This window comes from Arthrobacter sp. FB24, from assembly GCF_000196235.1.
GTDB lineage: Bacteria > Actinomycetota > Actinomycetes > Actinomycetales > Micrococcaceae > Arthrobacter.
On sequence record NC_008541.1, the window covers coordinates 1,169,365 to 1,185,713 of the forward strand.

Here is a 16,349-nt window from a genome sequence, read left to right on the forward strand (position 1 = left end):
GGGGAGTCCTTACTTTCCGACGAAGATGCCATTGGAGCGGCGTGCGGCGAGGTAGAAAACGATGCTGAGGATGGAGAGAACGGCCACGTAGACCGGGAAGATCCAGCTGAGGTTCAGGGATTGGAACCAGACCAGCAGGTAGGAGGCGGTGCCGCCGAAGAGTGCGACGCCGATTCCATAGCCCAGGGCTACGCCTGTGCCGCGGATGTTCTTGGGCATCAGGGAGGAGCTGACCACGTTGTAGAGGGTCATGTTGAGCACCAGGACAACGGAGCCGCCAAGGAGGACGGCTGCGAAGCCGCCGATGCCCGGCTGGACGTAGAAGAGCATGAGGAACACAGACGGGATCGCCAGGATGCGGGTGATCAGGAACCAGCGGGACATCGACTTGCCGTCGGTCAGCTTGCCGATGATCCAGCTGCCTGCCACCAGGATGACGCCCAGGACGGTGGTGAGGGCGAAGACGGCGGTGGGGTCTTCCTTGAACCCGCTGCGGGCAGCGCTGGGAAGGCCGACGTTCCAGGCGTAGTTGTAGGCCTGTGCTGCGCCCACCACGAAGATGATGGCCAGGACGGAGAGCCAGTGCCTGCGGACTCCGGACCAGACGGCGCGGGGAGTGTTGCTGGCCATTTCCTCGGCCTCGAGGGTTTCCGGGAGCGAACGGCGGAGGTAGAGGACCACGAAACCGAAGAGTGCGCCGATGATGAACGGCACGCGCCAGCCCCACTCGGCCATGACGGCACCGCCGAGGGTGAGGCTGCAGAGGAAGCTGATCAGCGAGGCCAGCAGTATGCCGATGTTCACGTAGAAGCTCATCAGGCCGGCGACGTAGCCTTCACGGCCTTCGGGCGCCAGCTCCAGGGCATGGGACGTTGAAAGCGGGGCTTCGATGCCCGTGGAAATGCCCTGCAGCACGCGGCAGACCAGCAGGATGATGCCGGCCCAGACGCCGATCTGCTGGTAGCTCGGCGTGACGGCGATGATCAGCGTGGTGCCGGCCATCAGCATGATGGACAGCAGCATCACCCGGCGGCGGCCCACCCTGTCCGCCAGGGTGCCGAGCAGGATCCCGCCCAGCGGACGGAAGGCGAATCCGACGGCGAACACGGCCAAAGCATTCAAGGTGGCGGAGAGCGGATCGGTGTTGGGGAAGAAGTTGGGCCCGATGAAGGCCGAGAGGAGGCCGAAGACCATCCAGTCATACCATTCCAGGGCGTTGCCGAGGCCAAGGCCCAGCAGCCCCTTGCGGACCTCGGGGGTGAATTTTTCGTTGGAGCGGGTGGGGGATGAGTGGCTGGTGCCTGGTGACGGGACAACGTTGTCCGTCCCTCGGGGGTCCGTCGTTTGTGTTTCGAGCATGGAAGTGTCCTTACGCTGACGCCGATGAGGGCGTGGGAGGGTATGACGCATCGACGCCCTGGAGGCAGGGCGGAAGATGCGAACGATGCAAGGAGTGTCTGCGGCCACGGTGTGTGTCCGGACAGTTAGGGGAAAACGCTGGTGCCGGTTGGGGGCGGCAGGGTTACCACGCGTGTGGTGCGTTGACCCAGATGGCTACGCATACCTCTTCGTAGCTGTTTTTGTACCAGTGCGGGATCTCTGAGGAGTAGGTGATGGAATCGCCCTCCTCAAGGCTGTAGCAGACGCCGTCCAGGAAGACGTCCTTGCGGCCCGAGATGATGTAGCAGAACTCTTCTCCGCTGTGGGTGAAGGGTGTTCCGCTCGTGTCATGGCCCGGGGGCGTGCTGATCCACTGCGCTTCGATGTTTCCGTCACGGTTCGGGGTCAGCAGTTCGTGAACTGCTTCCCCTACCGACTCGCGGGTGACGTTTTTCAGGTTGCGTCGATCGGATTTTCGAACGACGGGCGACTTGGATTCATCCTGGCCGATGAAGAACCTCCCAACGGGAACGTCCAATCCGTGAGCCAGCTGTGCCAGCGTGGTGAAGGAAGGGTTGGCCAGGCCGCGTTCGATCTGGCTGACGATCGCTTGGCTGAGGCCGGTGATGTCCGAGAGCCGGGCGAGGGTCATGCCCTTTGCCTTGCGCATGGTGCGCACCTTGTTTCCGACAGTCGCCAGAAGTTCGCTGGTGGCCGGCGGGGCGGGGGTCTCGGTGGTCATTGCCGCATCCTTCGTTGGTGAGCTAACTCACACAACTATAGTGAAGATATTCAGCCAGTCAATGGTTTTGCCTTGATTAAAGTAAAAAAATTCACAGGAATGAAGTTTTTGGAGGACGATCCGCGCCCCGGCGTCGGCCCTTGCAGCAAAAAGCTGGTGCAGCCGCCTGCGACTTCGCAGGGCAACTGCACCAACCGGTGGTTAAAACATTCAGATTGCTATGAAGCGTTCCTCATTAGCGGCTCCTTATGTCCCGGCTACGCGATCCGGGTTATCTGCGGTCCTCGGCCAGATGCCTCGAGAGGATCCAGCCAGCGCCAATCATCAGCACACCCAGCACCATGTGGGTCCAGTTATCCATAGTGTTCAGCGACAGGAAATTGGCCGCCGAACCTACTCCGACAATGAGCCCGAAGATGCTGAGGACGATGTACAGCAGACCAAAGCCCATAAGGAAGTTCCGGGCGCCCATTCCATTACGGGACATTGCCCAGCCCGTTGCGCCGATGACCAGCTGCACGATGTTCAGCAGCATGGACGTCTGGAACAGGCCAAGGAACATGGCGTGCGAATCAGGTCCAAGGAACCTCAGTTCGCCGTACTGCTGGGTAATGCCCGGGATGAATCCCAGGACACCGACCAACATCAGGACAATACCTACACCCATGCCGACGTTTTGGACATCCGTACGTCCAAAGTGAACGCCATGCGCATGTGGGGATGCGGTAGTCATTTTCTGCCTCCAACCACTGATTGCGGACATTCCAATTTTACGGCTGGGTAACGAAAAAAGCGCTGGGGGATGGGGACTTCTGCCCAGCGACAGAACCGCTCCTGTCTGGTGAACTGGCACCACCATGCGCCCTGTAACAGTGATCCTCCGAGCCTTTGCGACCGCCGTCGTGCTTCTGCTTACCGCCGGCTGCAGCGTGGCCGTGCCGGCCGAAACGGCGCCCGCGGTGGGGGCGCTGAGGATGAGCGAGGAGACGGCCGTCCCGGAAGCCGGCGGCGCCCGTCCCCCGAATTCCCGTCCGCTGAACTCCAGGCCCCTCAACCGGGCCGAACAGCTCCTGCCCAAGGTGAACGCGCAGCCGTGGGCGGCGCCGCTGCCCGTGGTGGTGCAGTCGGCCAGCAAGGACATGCAGTGCTCCATTGATGCGGACGGTGCTGCCTGTCACCTGCTCACGGACGTGGCGCCCCGGCCGGGCGACATCAAGGGTCAGTGCACGGGGCTCAGCGAATACTTTGGCGGATACGCGGTGGTAACACTCGACGGCGGGGCCCAGTACGGGCTGTGCGGCAACGGAACGTCACCCATGGAGGCGGAGGAAGTGGCCGGGCCGGCCTTCCCGGGGCCGTGGATCCGGGACGGCCAGACCGTGCGGCTGGGCAACATGGTGTGCGAACGGGCGCCGGGTGCCATGACCTGCGCGCATCTGCGGACGGGGCACGGCTTCATGATCAGCAAGGAGAACTACGAGCTCTGGTAACTCCGGGGGTTTGAGCCTGTCGAAGACGGGTCCGGGGCGCCTCCCGTGACACCATGGAGCACGATGAAACTGCGCGCTGATCAGACCGGAGACCGTGGCATTCCCATGCCCTTGTGGCTGCAGGGAGCGCTCGAATCAGCACAGGCGGCGGTCATTTCCGCGTTGGTAGTGCTGACGCCCATCGTCGCGGTGTGGGCCACGGCCGGATTCCAGAACAACAACTTCGACGCCCTTGCCCGGCTTGGCGGCCAGGCCTGGCTGCTGATTCACGGGGTTCCGCTGCACCTGACGATGGTGGCCGGGGAGTCCGCGGCGCAGCCGGAATCGGGCACCCTGTCGCTCATTCCCCTGGGCCTGACGCTCATCCCGTTCCTGCTCGCGTGGCGTGCGGGCCGGCGCCTGGCGCGGGCCTCCTACACGGACCAGCTCTGGCAGGCACTCCTGGGTTCCTGGTTGGTGTACGCCGGGTTCGGCATGGCCACGGGCTTCGTGTGCCGCACGGACGACGTAGCCATCTTTCTGTGGTTTGCCGGGCTGATGCCGCTGGTCCCGTTCGGCCTGGGCATGGTGGTGGGTGCCCGGCGCGAAGCGGGGTCGTGGAGCAGGCTCATCGGCGTCGATGCCGTGGACTGGATCGCACGGACCAGCCAGCACTCCCGCTGGGCCGGGTCCTATCTGGGTTCCGCCATCAAGGCCGGTTTCGTCGCGCTGATGGCCGCCTTCACCATGTCCGCCGGGCTGCTCGCGGTGGACCTCTTTATCCACTGGGACCTGGTCATCGCCGTGTATGAAGGGCTCGACGCCGGCGCCATGGGCGGTGCCGTGCTCACCATCGCGCAGCTCGGCTTCCTCCCCAACCTTGCCGTCTTTGCGCTCGCCTGGACGTCCGGCTCCGGTTTCGCCCTGGGCGTCGGTTCGCAGGCCGGCCCGCTGGGAACCGCCGTTGGCCCGCTGCCGTCCATTCCGGTTTTCGCCGCCTTGCCTGCCGGTCCGCTCGATTACGGCTTCGTGGCGTTGGTGGTCCCCGTCCTGGCCGGCGCCCTGGCCGGCTGGTGGTTCCTGCGCGAAGGCGAAAACCACTTCGACGAATGGCTGTCCATCAAGGTCCGGGCACGCTGGTTCACGGCATCGGCGTCAACGATTGTCCTCGGCGCGATCATCGGCGTGGCGGCGGGCCTGATGGCCGGCGGCCTTGCCTGGATGGCGCGCGGATCAGCCGGGATCGGCCGCCTCACCGACATCGGGCCGGACCCCTTGAACACGTCACTGTGGGTGGCCGCTGAGGTGGGCATCGGCGTCGTGGTCGGCTACGCGGCGGGCCCTTGGCTGGAACGCCAGCAGAAGCTGCGAGAAGCGAACCTGGACACAGCCAAGCCCTAGGGAGTTCCGCCGTCGGGCGTTTACTCCCGGAGGGTTAGCCGGCGGTGCGGCTCAGCGGAGCTGGGCGGGCAGAGAGTTCTGCAGCTGAGTCTGGCACTGGGTCATGGCCTGCTGGGTGAGCGCATTTCGCGAGCACTGCTGGAAGTCCCGGACCTGGTTGAAGAACACTGCGGAGACCATGACCAGCAGGACCATCACCGCCGAGACCACCAGCCCTGAAATGGTCCCGAAAAGCACCAGCTTGGATTCCTTCAGCTTGATGGACCGGACCAGCACCATGATGCCAAGCACGAGGCTCACGGCCGTGAGGAGGGCGGTCAGCCACAGGTAGGTGACGTCCAGCTGGTAGACGAAGAAGGCGCCCAGAACGGCAACGATGAAAGCACGGAACAGGTTGTGTGTCTTCAGCAGTGACGTCTTGGCAGCCTCGCTGAGGGGCTGCCGGGCCTGCTGGGGACCTGCGGGGTCCTTCGGGGGATTCATGTTTTCCAGCCTACGCGAGCGGCCCCATAAGCTAGAGCCATGCGCATCGTTGTCCTCGTGTCCGGTACCGGTTCCAACCTCCAGGCTGTCATTGACGCCGTCAAGGCGGGCGAACTGGATGTGGAGATCGCCGCCGTCGGCGCTGACCGGCCGGGGACCTACGGCGTGGAACGGTCCGCGGCCGCCGGAATCCCGACCTTTGTCGTGGATTTCAAGGCCTACGCCGACCGCGCCGAGTGGAATGCGGCGTTGACCGAAGCCGTAGCCGCATATGAGCCGGACGTGGTGGTGTCCTCCGGGTTCATGCGCATCGTCAGCCCGGAGTTCATCGACGCGTTCGATGGCAAGTACCTCAACACCCACCCCGCCCTGCTGCCTGCCTTCCCCGGGGCACACGGCGTCCGCGATGCCATGGCCTACGGCGTCAAGGTCACCGGCTGCACCGTTCACTGGGCCGACGCCGGCGTGGACACAGGCCCCATCATCGCCCAGGAAGCCGTTGCCATCCTCGACGACGATACCGAGGACACCCTGCACGAACGCATCAAAGTGGTGGAGCGCAGGCTCCTGGTCTCCACCCTGGCGCAGCTCGCCGCCGCCTGATTCCTGGCCCGACTGGAGCCGCGGCTGGGTAGGGGATGGGGCTGCCTACGCCAGCGTGCGCTGCTTTGTCTCGGGGGAGAAGAACGCCATCCACAGCACGGACAGCAGGACCAGGCCGCCGGCCAGTGCGAAGGACGTTGCCAGGCCCAGCTGCGGCCACAGGACCGAGGCGAAAATGAGCGGGCCGAAGCCCGCCCCGAGCCGCGAGAACGTGGACGCCCAGCCAAAGCCGGTGCCGCGCAGGTCCGTGGGGTACAGCTCAGAGACATAGGTGTACAGCACCGGAATGGCCACCTGGACGATGAAGCCGAACACCAGCAGCCAGAACACTGCGGCGGACGGGATGTCCACCACGAATGCCACGATCACCAGCGTCAGCGCGGACAGCGGCCCGGTGATCGCCAGGATCCACTTGCGGCCCACGCGCTCCACCAGCACGGCCGCCACCACCACGCCCAGGAGGCCGACGGCGGCCATGGACGCCGTCGTGAGGAAGGCCTTGTAGTCCTGGAACCCGGCGCCGATCAGTATCCGCGGCATCCACGTCAGGGACAGGTAGTAGACCAGTAGGATGCTGAAGAACAGGGACCAGGCAGCCGCGGTGATCTTCCAGTTGAACCGCCAGACGCGGACCAGCTGGAGCCAGGCGCTGCCGGCAGAAAGCTTCGGGGCGTCCTGCGCATCCGGGAGGCTGTAGGCGCGGGGTTCGGCGCCCGTGGCCTTGACCAGGTCGTCGATGACCTTGGCTGCCTCGTCGCGGCGGCCCTTGCGGATCAGGAATAGCGGCGACTCCGGCACGCTGCGACGCACCCAGAAGACCAGCAGGGCTGGCAGCACCATCACCAGCATGGTCAGCCGCCAGTCCGCGAAGGCCGCAACCAGCCAGGCGGAAACAAAGCCGCAGAGCGCGGCGCCCACAGGCCACCAGCCGTCCATCGCGGTCAGCACTTTGCCGCGCTGCTTCCGCGGCGTGAACTCACCCACCAGGGCATAGTCCACGGGGATGCACCCGCCCAGGCCGAAACCTGCCATAAAGCGGAACACGCAGAACCAGATGAAGTCGGGGGAGAACGCCCCCAGCACCGTGAAGAGCGAGAAGATCAGCAGGGTGGCCGTGAAAGCCTTCTTGCGCCCGATGGTGTCCGCAATCGTGCCCCACGCGAACGCGCCCAGGGCCATGCCCACCAGGTTGGCCGTGCCGATCCATGCGGCATCGCCGGGGGCCAACGCCCAGTGGGTGGACAGCAACGGGATGAGGATCCCGTTCAGCGTCACGTCCCAGGCATCGAACATGAAACCCAGGCCGCCGATCACGAAGATCCGGCCCTGGACTTTCCACCGCCACGGCAGTTCCTGGACCACTTGTTCGCCGCTGGGCACAGTGGTGTAAGTATTCATCTCGGCCTCCTGGGAAAACTCTACGTTGCGCTCGCGGGTGCGCGAGCGGACTTCACACTCGGGCCTGCAGGGAGGACATCCCGCGGGACGCGATAAACTGGCCACATCCCCACCAACCGCGGCACCCACCGTGTCAAAAGACGGAGACCTTTGTGAGCTTTACGCAGCTAGACCGTGTTCCCATCCGCCGAGCCCTGATCTCGGTCTACGACAAGACCGGTCTGGAGGAGCTCGCGAAGGGCCTGCACGAAGCAGGCGTCAAGATCGTCTCCACCGGCTCCACCGCGAAGAAGATCGCGGCTGCAGGCATCCCCGTCCAGGAGGTCGAGGAAGTCACCGGTTCGCCGGAGATGCTGGACGGCCGCGTCAAGACGCTCCACCCGCGCGTGCACGGCGGCATCCTGGCCGACCGCCGCGTCCCCGCCCACATGGAAACCCTGGCCGGCATGGAGATCGAGGCGTTCGACCTCGTCGTCGTGAACCTCTACCCGTTCGTGGAGACCGTCAAGTCCGGTGCCGCGCAGGATGACGTCGTGGAGCAGATCGACATCGGCGGCCCCGCCATGGTGCGCTCCGCCGCGAAGAACCACGCCGCCGTCGCGATCGTTACCGACCCGAATTTCTACGGCGACGTTGTCCGCGCTGCCGCTGAAGGCGGCTTCGACCTGAAGACCCGCCAGCGCCTGGCCGCGAAGGCCTTCGCCCACACTGCCAGCTACGACACCGCAGTGGCCACGTGGACGGCCAGCCAGTTCCTGGACGAGGACGGCGACGGCGTGATCGACTGGCCGGCCTACGCCGGCCTGGCGCTGGAACGCTCCGAGGTCCTCCGCTACGGCGAAAACCCGCACCAGCAGGCCGCCCTCTACGTGGACAAGGCCGCTCCCGCCGGCATCGCGCAGGCTGACCAGATCCACGGCAAGGCCATGAGCTACAACAACTTCGTGGACGCCGACGCCGCCCTCCGTGCAGCGTTCGACTTCGCTGAGCCCGCCGTGGCCATCATCAAGCACGCCAACCCCTGCGGCGTGGCAGTCGGTTCCGCCGACGCCGCGGACCCCATCGCCGACGCCCACGCCAAGGCCCACGCCTGCGACCCCGTGTCCGCATTCGGCGGCGTTATCGCAGCCAACCGCACGGTCACCGCCGGAATGGCGCGCACCGTTGCCGGCATCTTCACCGAGGTCGTCATCGCGCCGGGCTTCGAGGACGAGGCCGTGGAGATCCTGTCCAAGAAGAAGAACATCCGCCTCCTGGCCCTGCCGGAAGGCTACGGCCGCTACCCGACCGAGTTCCGCCAGGTCTCCGGCGGCATGCTGGTGCAGGCTGCTGACAAGGTCGACGCCGAAGGCGACAACCCCGCCAACTGGACCCTCGCAGCCGGCGAGGCAGCGGATGCAGCCACGCTGGCCGACCTCGCGTTCGCCTGGACCGCCTGCCGTGCTGCCAAGTCCAACGCCATCCTGCTCGCAGACCACGGCGCTGCCGTCGGCATCGGCATGGGCCAGGTCAACCGGCTCGACTCCTGCAAGCTGGCCGTGGAACGCGCCAACACCCTGGGTGTGCAGGTCGAGTCCGACGTCGAGGGCGCCGGGGGTGCAGCCGGTCCGTCGACGACAGAGGCCAGCGCAGCCCCGCAGCGTGCCCGCGGTGCCGTGGCAGCCTCGGACGCGTTCTTCCCGTTCGCCGACGGACTGCAGATCCTGATCGACGCCGGCGTCCGCGCCGTGGTCCAGCCCGGCGGTTCCGTCCGGGATGACGAAGTGATTGCAGCGGCGAACGCGGCCGGCATCACCATGTACTTCACGGGTGCGCGCCACTTCTTCCACTAGGAGTTATGCGCCACGTACGACGGCGACCGCCCCCGAAAAGGGGACGGTCGCCGTCGTCGTATATTCAGTTAGTTGTCTTCCGCTTCCGGTTCCGCCTCCGCCTCAGGTTCGGGGAGCCGGACCTCGCGGGGTTTAGCTTCGGCCATCCGCTCCGGCGTCCAGTAGGCGAGGATGTCCTCCGGGGCCTGGCTGACATCGCTGTGGCTCACGGCATCGTCATCCGAGGGCCCCGTGCCGTCAGTTCGCCGACGATGCACTCGAGTACGCCTGCTGGATGACGGAACCCCAGTACGGTCCATACATGACCTTGGAGGGGGCGCCGCTGTAGCCGTAGCTGTTGATGGAGTTCTGATAGCCGCTGGAGCTTGTGCCGATGAACCACGGACCGCCTGAGGAACCGCCCGTCATGTCGCACGGGATGCCCTGCGTATTGAACTGGGGGTTGTACGGGTCATCGCTGGCCGGGCCGGTGCAGCTGACCAGCGACTGTCCGTCGAACGGGGCCGCGGCCGGGTAGCCGTAGGACTTGTAGGTCAGCCCGCGCGCTGCGTTGAACTGGACTCCGGATGAGCCCACCACGTCGGCCAGGCTCTGGCCGTTGAGCTGCGAGACGACGGCGAAGCCTGTGTCGTACTGCATGTCTCCGGCCGAGCTCCACTGGGTGGGGGTGTACAGGGCCTTGGCTGCCCATTTGCCGTACGGCGCGGCGCCGTCCAGGTAGGCCGGGACAAAGACGAAGTTGGTGGCAAAGGCGCCGGGACCCTCATTGACGCAGTGGCCGGCTGTGGACACGGTGCTCTTGTTGTTGGACACCACGGAGTTCCCGGAGCAGACGTAGTTGCTGCCGCCCATGGTGAAGAAGACCTTGCCAATGTGGGACACCGGATTCTCGTCGACGTGCAGGACGGTCTTTCCCTTGCCTGCCTTGCCCGTGATTTTGGTACTCGAACCCTTTTCCACCGCCGCGGCTGAGGAGGTGTTGCCGCGCTGCAGCGCCTTGGCGGCCAGTACGTCCCCGGGAACCGCTGCGCGCATGCGGTCGGCCGTCCAGTAGTCGGCGGCGTTAGTGGTGTCCACCGACTGGCTGGCAACCTGAACGCCGTCCTGTGGTGAGGCGTTCTGTGATGCGGGCGCCGCACTAGCCCCGCCGGCTGCGCAGACGGCCAGCAGCGCGGCGGCGGACAGGCTCAGGAGGCTGGTGGCCAGAGTCTTCGATTTCGTCATGGGTGTGTCCTCAACAGAAGTGAATGCGGCGCCCTCAGATGGTGGCCGCCGCTGGTGGTGATCAACCTACCCACTGTGACAATTGTTGTAAATAGAAACCCGAGTTTTGTATTGTGCCTGGTGTTACGCGGAGTCCCGTGTCATCGCTGCGCTGTCAGCGACCGGCAGGGTCATGCTACGCGTCTCTGGAGGCCCCGATGGGCGCCGACGCGGCCTGCTCGGGTAAGTTAAGTATGTTGAAATAACGCCAGAGTTCCAGATGTATGTATACCTTCAGGAGACGCCCAAGCAATGGCCAAGATTATCTATACCCACACAGACGAAGCGCCCATGCTGGCCACCTATTCGTTCTTGCCGATCGTCGAGGCCTACGCGTCGACTGCCGGTGTGGAAGTGGAGACCCGCGACATCTCGCTCTCTGGCCGCATCATTTCGGTGTTCGGTGACTACCTCACCGAAGAGCAGCGGATCAGCGATGCCCTGGCCGAACTGGGCGACCTGGCAAAGAAGCCCGAAGCCAACATCATCAAGCTGCCCAACATCAGCGCTTCCATTCCGCAGCTGAAGGCAGCCATCGCCGAACTCCAGTCCCAGGGCTACGACCTCCCGGACTACCCGGACAACCCGTCCTCCGACACCGAGACGGACATCCGCTCACGCTACGACAAGATCAAGGGTTCGGCCGTCAACCCGGTCCTGCGCGAAGGCAACTCGGACCGCCGCGCGCCCCTCTCCGTGAAGAACTACGCCCGCCAGAACCCGCACTCCATGGGCGCCTGGTCGCCGGAGTCCAAGACCAATGTGGCCACGATGGGCGCTGATGACTTCCGAGCCAACGAGAAGTCCGTGGTCATCGAGTCCGATGACACCGTCAAGATCCAGCTGGTCAGGGAAGACGGCACCGTCAAGGTCCTGAAGCGCGGATTCCCCGTCCTGGCCGGCGAAGTTGTTGACGGCACCGTGATGCGCGCCGCCGCCCTGGATGAATTCCTGGCTGCCCAGGTTGCCCGCGCCAAGGAAGAGGGCGTGCTGTTCTCCGCACACCTGAAGGCCACCATGATGAAGGTCTCGGATCCCATCATCTTCGGCCACGTGGTCAAGGCCTATTTCACCGAACTGTTCGACACGTACGGCGAGCAGCTCGCCGCCGCCGGCCTCAGCCCCAACAACGGCCTGGCCTCCATCCTTGGCGGACTCGAAGAGCTCCCGGAAGACGTCCGTGAGGGCGTCCAGGCAGCCATCAAGAAGGGCCTCGCAGAGGGTCCCGCGCTGGCCATGGTGGACTCGGACAAGGGCATCACCAACCTGCACGTTCCCTCCGACGTCATCGTGGACGCCTCCATGCCCGCCATGATCCGCTCCTCCGGCCACATGTGGGGCCCGGACGGCAAGGAAGCCGACACGCTGGCCGTTCTTCCGGACAGCAGCTATGCAAGCATCTACCAGGTCGTCATTGACGACTGCCGCGCCCACGGCGCCTTCGACCCCACCACCATGGGCACCGTGCCGAACGTCGGCCTCATGGCCCAGGCCGCGGAGGAATACGGCAGCCACGACAAGACCTTTGAAATCCAGTCCGCCGGCACCGTCCAGCTCGTGGACAGCAAGGGCACCGTCCTGATCGAACACCAGGTGGCACCGGGCGACATCTGGCGCGCCTGCCAGGCCAAGGACGTGCCGATCCGCGACTGGGTCAAGCTCGCCGTTACCCGCGCCCGCGCCTCCGAAATGCCCGCTGTGTTCTGGCTGGATGAGACGCGCGCCCACGACGCCAACCTGATCGCCAAGGTCAAGGAATACCTCAAGGACTACGACACCGAGGGCCTCCAGATCGAGATCATGTCCCCGGAAAAGGCCACAGCCTTCACCCTCGAGCGCATCCGCAAGGGCGAGGACACCATCTCGGTGACCGGCAACGTGCTCCGCGACTACCTCACGGACCTTTTCCCGATCCTCGAACTGGGTACCAGCGCCAAGATGCTCTCCGTGGTTCCGCTGATCAACGGCGGCGGACTCTTCGAGACCGGCGCCGGCGGATCCGCCCCGAAGCACGTCCAGCAGTTGCTGAAGGAAAACCACCTGCGCTGGGACAGTCTTGGTGAGTTCCTGGCCCTCGCCGTCAGCTTCGAGCACCTGGCGACCACCACGGGCAACAAGCGTGCCCAGGTGCTCGCCGATACCCTGGACCGCGCTACCGGCACGTTCCTGCTCGAGAACAAGTCTCCGCGCCGCAGCGTCGGGGAACTGGACAACCGCGGCAGCCACTTCTACCTCGCCAAGTTCTGGGCGCAGGAGCTTGCCAAGCAGACCGACGACGCCGAGCTGGCCGCCGACTTCGCAGCTGTCTCCGAGGCGTTGACCTCCAACGAGGACACGATCATTGCCGAACTGCTCGCAGTGCAGGGCTCCCCGGTGGACATCGGTGGCTACTACCACCCGGACGTTGCCAAGGTCGCCTCGGTGATGCGTCCGTCCGCGAAGTTCACCGAAGTTCTGTCCGGCCTGACCAAGTAGCCGGACCCGCTGAACGCCAGAACGCCCCGCCTCCCATCACGGGAGGCGGGGCGTTCTTGCTTGGCTGGCAACCGCGGCCGGCAGGCGCCGCAGGCGCTGCGGCCGCCACGGCCCGGCAGCCATACAGGGTTGCCGGCCGGAACAGTGTCAGCGCTGTACGTGCTTGCCGAACGGAGGCTCCGTCGCCATGTCGGGATCGGCGTTTACGGGCTGCTCCGTAGGCACCGCGTCGTAGCCCACTTCCTCTTCGAGGGGGACGGCGGTGGTGGCAGCGTGCGGAATTTCCGCCGTCGGACCCGCCGCGACCGTTCCGGCGGCACTCCCGGAGACTGCACTGTCGCTGACGCGTTCCCGCCATGCGCCGGTTTCCACTTCGCGTTCCTCGATGAATTTCTTGAAGCGTTTGAGGTCCGAGGCGACCTGCCGGGAATCAAGCCCCACTGCTGCTCCCACCTTCTCAACGGCGGAGTCCGGCTCCCAGGCGAGTTCAACGCTGACCTTTGTTTCGGTCGGGCTGAGCGCTTCGAACCATACGGTTCCGGCGTTGCGGGGCTCGTCGAGGCTCTCCCACGTGACGCGCTGGTCCGGCTGCTGCACGGTGATCCGGGCGTCGTATTCCCTCTTGACTCCGGCGACGCTGGTCTGGAAGTGCACCGTAGTGTCGTCGAGCTGGCGGACAGCGTCCACGCCGCTCATGAAGTGCGGAAAGTCCTCGAACTGGGTCCACTGGTTGTAGGCCTGGCTCAGCGGGACACTTACGTTGATGGATTCCTGGACAGTTGCCATGCGTACATCACTCCTTCAGCTGGCGGGCCGCCGGCCCGCGGTTCTGATCTCGCTGCGCCTCGTGGGCGCACTTAACCAACCTAGCGACATTGGCGGCAAATAGTAAGTTTGCTGACGAATCTCCCGCGGGTCCGTTGTGGTTGCGTGTCGCCTTCCCTAGAGTGATAAGCAAGCTTAGTTTCTGGCCGAACGGCCGCCTGTGGCTAAGAACTGCTCATCAAAGGGGAACGAACCATGCCAGCTGACAGCAACATCCGCATTCCCGGCGCGACGTCGAGCGAGCCACCCGCTGTTGCCGAGCCGACGGAACCGCGCGAACCGCTTCCGCCCAAGCCGGACCAGCGGGGCCCCGAGGCGGTCTCGCCCACCGGAACGCCGAGCGGCGCCCCGGTCCATTCGAGGGCCCAGTCCGGCGCCTACCTCACCACCGCGCAGGGGCTCCGGCTCCAGGATACGGACCACTCGCTGAAGGCAGGCCGGCGCGGCCCGGTACTGCTCCAGGACCACCATCTCCGCGAGAAGATCACCCACTTCGACCACGAGCGCATTCCGGAACGTGTGGTGCATGCCCGCGGCGCCGGAGCGCACGGCATTTTCCGCTCCTACGGCTCCGCTGCCAACATCAGCCGGGCGGGATTCCTGGCCAAGGACGTCGAAACACCTGTATTTGTCCGGTTCTCCACGGTGCTGGGGTCCCGCGGCTCCGCCGATACTGTCCGCGATACGCGCGGTTTTGCAACGAAGTTCTACACGGATGAGGGCACTTTCGACCTGGTTGGCAATAACATCCCGGTGTTCTTCATCCAGGACGGCATCAAGTTCCCGGACATCATCCACGCCGGCAAACCGCACCCGGACCGCGAAATCCCGCAGGCGCAGAGCGCCCATGACACGTTCTGGGATTTTGTTTCGCTCCACACCGAGGCGCAGGCGCACACCATGTGGAACATGTCCGACCGTGCCCTTCCCCGCTCCTACCGCACTATGGAAGGCTTCGGCGTCCACACGTTCCGTTTCGTGAATGCCGCAGGGGAGACAGTGCTGGTGAAATTCCATTGGAAGCCCAAACAGGGCGTCCATTCGCTCCTCTGGGAGGAAGCCCAGCTCATCAACGGCATGGACCCGGACTTCCACCGGCGCGACCTTGCCGACGCGATCGAGTCCGGCGCCTACCCGGAATGGGAGCTGGGAGTGCAGGTCTTTCCGGACACGGAGGAGGAGTTCTTCGAGGGAATCGATCTCCTGGACCCCACCAAGTTCGTCCCCGAAGAGCTTGCGCCGGTGCAGCCCATCGGCCTGATGACCCTCAATGCCAACCCGGTGAACTACTTCGCCGAGACGGAGCAGGTGGCTTTCCATCCCGGCCACCTCGTGCCAGGAATTGACGTCACCAATGATCCGCTGCTGCAGGTGCGGCTCTTCTCCTATATCGACACGCAGATCTCCCGGCTCGGCGGTCCTAACTTCGGGCAGATCCCCATCAACCGGCCGCAGGCGCCCGTCAACGACATGCTCCGCGATGGAATGCACCAGCAGGCGGTGCACGGGGGAGCGGCACCGTACCACCCGAATTCGCTGGACGGCGGCTGCCCGTTTCTCGCCGGGGCGGACCTCGGCGCGTTCGTCGACGTTCCCGAGCAGTTGGCGGCGGCGGTTAAGGAACGGAAGTCGCCGGCGTCGTTCGATGACCACTTCAGCCAGGTCAGGCTATTCTTCCGCAGCCTGAGCCCGGTGGAGCAGGACCACGTGATCCAGGCCTACACTTTTGAGCTCGGCAAGTGCCGGGAGGAAGCCATCAGGGAACGGCAGCTGCAGAACCTGGCCAACGTTGACGCCGAACTGTGCGCTGCCGTCGCCAAGGGGCTGGGCATGCCGGCGCCCGCAGCTTTGGTGGAGGTGGCCGACGCTGAGCCGAGCCCCGCGCTGTCGCAGATCGGCGGCACCTGGCCGGTGAAAGGACGTGTGGTGGGAATTGTGGCCGACGCGTCCAGCGACCTTGACGCGGTGCGTGCCGCACGCACGGCCCTGGATGCGGCGGGGATCGTGCCGCTGGTCATTGCACCCTCCGGAGGCTACTTGGGAGAGGAGGCCGACGGCGGGATCCCCGTTCAGCGCACCTACCTCACCGCACGCTCGACGGAGTTCGACGCCGTGCTGGTGGCCGGGGCGGCTGACCCGGCTCCGGACGCTGACCAGGGCCTTGATGCCAAGGCCGGAGAGCCCGGGGTATCCCTCGATCCGAGGGTGGTTCTTTTGCTTTCCGAGACGTTCCGCCACGCGAAGGCGATCGGCGGCTGGGGCGGAGGTTCCGCCGTCGTGGACGCCGCAAGCATCCCGCAGGATGCCTCCGGGGTTGTTCTCGGCGACGGGGCTGACGGTGTCGTCGCCCAAATTCAGGAATTGCTTGCCGCTCACCGGTCCTGGGACCGTTTCCCGGCATCGGGCTCCACGTCGTCGTAGCACCTGGCGGGGTGGCGCGCCGGCAAAGCCGGGTTTCGTGAAGCAGGACGGCTGACT

General features: G+C 65.3%; 14 protein-coding genes. 6 read left to right on the top strand and 8 right to left on the bottom strand.

Annotation, left to right across the window (positions count from 1 at the left end):
- Positions 1-9: 9 nt before the first annotated feature.
- From ARTH_RS05485 to ARTH_RS05495, 3 genes are all read right to left on the bottom strand, one after another.
- Positions 10-1,359: an MFS transporter gene (locus ARTH_RS05485; RefSeq protein ID WP_011690943.1), complete on the bottom strand. Its 1,350-nt coding sequence runs from the start codon at positions 1,357-1,359 to the stop codon at positions 10-12.
- A 163-nt stretch (positions 1,360-1,522) separates the two neighbouring features.
- Positions 1,523-2,122: a helix-turn-helix domain-containing protein gene (locus ARTH_RS05490; RefSeq protein WP_011690944.1), complete on the bottom strand. Its 600-nt coding sequence runs from the start codon at positions 2,120-2,122 to the stop codon at positions 1,523-1,525.
- A 271-nt stretch (positions 2,123-2,393) separates the two neighbouring features.
- Complete coding sequence (locus ARTH_RS05495) at positions 2,394-2,855, bottom strand: DUF4383 domain-containing protein (protein ID WP_011690945.1); 462 nt, start codon at positions 2,853-2,855, stop codon at positions 2,394-2,396.
- Between the two features lie 124 nt (positions 2,856-2,979).
- Here ARTH_RS05495 and ARTH_RS05500 point away from each other — a divergent pair, with 124 nt between their 5' ends.
- Together ARTH_RS05500 and ARTH_RS05505 are read left to right on the top strand one after the other, a co-directional pair.
- A complete protein-coding gene (locus ARTH_RS05500) occupies positions 2,980-3,612 on the top strand; it encodes a hypothetical protein (protein ID WP_011690946.1) in 633 nt (210 codons plus the stop codon).
- Positions 3,613-3,675: 63 nt separating this feature from the next.
- Positions 3,676-4,992: a cell division protein PerM gene (locus tag ARTH_RS05505; RefSeq protein WP_011690947.1), complete on the top strand. Its 1,317-nt coding sequence runs from the start codon at positions 3,676-3,678 to the stop codon at positions 4,990-4,992.
- 51 nt (positions 4,993-5,043) lie between these two features.
- Here the strand turns inward: ARTH_RS05505 and ARTH_RS05510 are convergent, their stop codons facing one another.
- The gene (locus ARTH_RS05510; protein ID WP_011690948.1) at positions 5,044-5,475 is read right to left on the bottom strand and encodes a hypothetical protein; all 432 of its coding nucleotides are present in this window, start codon (positions 5,473-5,475) and stop codon (positions 5,044-5,046) included.
- 39 nt (positions 5,476-5,514) lie between these two features.
- Here ARTH_RS05510 and purN point away from each other — a divergent pair, with 39 nt between their 5' ends.
- Positions 5,515-6,078, top strand: a complete 564-nt coding sequence (purN, locus tag ARTH_RS05515) for a phosphoribosylglycinamide formyltransferase (protein ID WP_011690949.1) — start codon at positions 5,515-5,517, stop codon at positions 6,076-6,078.
- Between the two features lie 45 nt (positions 6,079-6,123).
- Here the strand turns inward: purN and ARTH_RS05520 are convergent, their stop codons facing one another.
- Complete coding sequence (locus tag ARTH_RS05520; protein WP_011690950.1) at positions 6,124-7,476, bottom strand: MFS transporter; 1,353 nt, start codon at positions 7,474-7,476, stop codon at positions 6,124-6,126.
- 152 nt (positions 7,477-7,628) lie between these two features.
- On the opposite strand from ARTH_RS05520, the gene purH reads away from it, so the two are divergent.
- Positions 7,629-9,308 (top strand): bifunctional phosphoribosylaminoimidazolecarboxamide formyltransferase/IMP cyclohydrolase, encoded by a 1,680-nt coding sequence (purH, locus tag ARTH_RS05525; protein ID WP_011690951.1) that lies wholly within the window; start codon positions 7,629-7,631, stop codon positions 9,306-9,308.
- A gap of 68 nt (positions 9,309-9,376) precedes the next feature.
- Here the strand turns inward: purH and ARTH_RS05530 are convergent, their stop codons facing one another.
- Entirely contained in the window at positions 9,377-9,517 is a 141-nt protein-coding gene (locus ARTH_RS05530) for a hypothetical protein (RefSeq protein ID WP_232223594.1), read from the bottom strand.
- A 28-nt stretch (positions 9,518-9,545) separates the two neighbouring features.
- Positions 9,546-10,532 carry a trypsin-like serine peptidase gene (locus tag ARTH_RS05535; RefSeq protein WP_011690952.1) on the bottom strand — a complete coding sequence of 329 codons (987 nt, stop codon included), beginning with the start codon at positions 10,530-10,532 and terminating at the stop codon, positions 9,546-9,548.
- 291 nt (positions 10,533-10,823) lie between these two features.
- On the opposite strand from ARTH_RS05535, the gene ARTH_RS05540 reads away from it, so the two are divergent.
- On the top strand, positions 10,824-13,046 hold the full coding sequence (locus tag ARTH_RS05540) for an NADP-dependent isocitrate dehydrogenase (protein ID WP_011690953.1): 2,223 nt from the start codon (positions 10,824-10,826) through the stop codon (positions 13,044-13,046).
- Between the two features lie 147 nt (positions 13,047-13,193).
- Here ARTH_RS05540 and ARTH_RS05545 read toward each other — a convergent pair whose 3' ends face one another.
- Positions 13,194-13,832 (bottom strand): SRPBCC family protein, encoded by a 639-nt coding sequence (locus ARTH_RS05545; RefSeq protein WP_011690954.1) that lies wholly within the window; start codon positions 13,830-13,832, stop codon positions 13,194-13,196.
- 234 nt (positions 13,833-14,066) lie between these two features.
- On the opposite strand from ARTH_RS05545, the gene ARTH_RS05550 reads away from it, so the two are divergent.
- Positions 14,067-16,292, top strand: a complete 2,226-nt coding sequence (locus tag ARTH_RS05550) for a catalase (protein ID WP_011690955.1) — start codon at positions 14,067-14,069, stop codon at positions 16,290-16,292.
- Positions 16,293-16,349: the final 57 nt, after the last annotated feature.

Excerpts from the sequence above, each read along its gene's own strand:
- ARTH_RS05550 (WP_011690955.1), top strand. The coding sequence starts at position 14,067 with ATGCCAGCTGACAGCAACATCCGCATTCCCGGCGCGACGTCGAGCGAG.
- ARTH_RS05520 (WP_011690950.1), bottom strand. The coding sequence starts at position 7,476 with ATGAATACTTACACCACTGTGCCCAGCGGCGAACAAGTGGTCCAGGAA.
- ARTH_RS05500 (WP_011690946.1), top strand. The coding sequence starts at position 2,980 with ATGCGCCCTGTAACAGTGATCCTCCGAGCCTTTGCGACCGCCGTCGTG.
- purN (WP_011690949.1), top strand. The coding sequence starts at position 5,515 with ATGCGCATCGTTGTCCTCGTGTCCGGTACCGGTTCCAACCTCCAGGCT.
- ARTH_RS05540 (WP_011690953.1), top strand. The coding sequence starts at position 10,824 with ATGGCCAAGATTATCTATACCCACACAGACGAAGCGCCCATGCTGGCC.
- ARTH_RS05545 (WP_011690954.1), bottom strand. The coding sequence starts at position 13,832 with ATGGCAACTGTCCAGGAATCCATCAACGTAAGTGTCCCGCTGAGCCAG.
- ARTH_RS05505 (WP_011690947.1), top strand. The coding sequence starts at position 3,676 with ATGAAACTGCGCGCTGATCAGACCGGAGACCGTGGCATTCCCATGCCC.
- ARTH_RS05495 (WP_011690945.1), bottom strand. The coding sequence starts at position 2,855 with ATGACTACCGCATCCCCACATGCGCATGGCGTTCACTTTGGACGTACG.
- ARTH_RS05490 (WP_011690944.1), bottom strand. The coding sequence starts at position 2,122 with ATGACCACCGAGACCCCCGCCCCGCCGGCCACCAGCGAACTTCTGGCG.
- ARTH_RS05535 (WP_011690952.1), bottom strand. The coding sequence starts at position 10,532 with ATGACGAAATCGAAGACTCTGGCCACCAGCCTCCTGAGCCTGTCCGCC.
- ARTH_RS05510 (WP_011690948.1), bottom strand. The coding sequence starts at position 5,475 with ATGAATCCCCCGAAGGACCCCGCAGGTCCCCAGCAGGCCCGGCAGCCC.
- ARTH_RS05485 (WP_011690943.1), bottom strand. The coding sequence starts at position 1,359 with ATGCTCGAAACACAAACGACGGACCCCCGAGGGACGGACAACGTTGTC.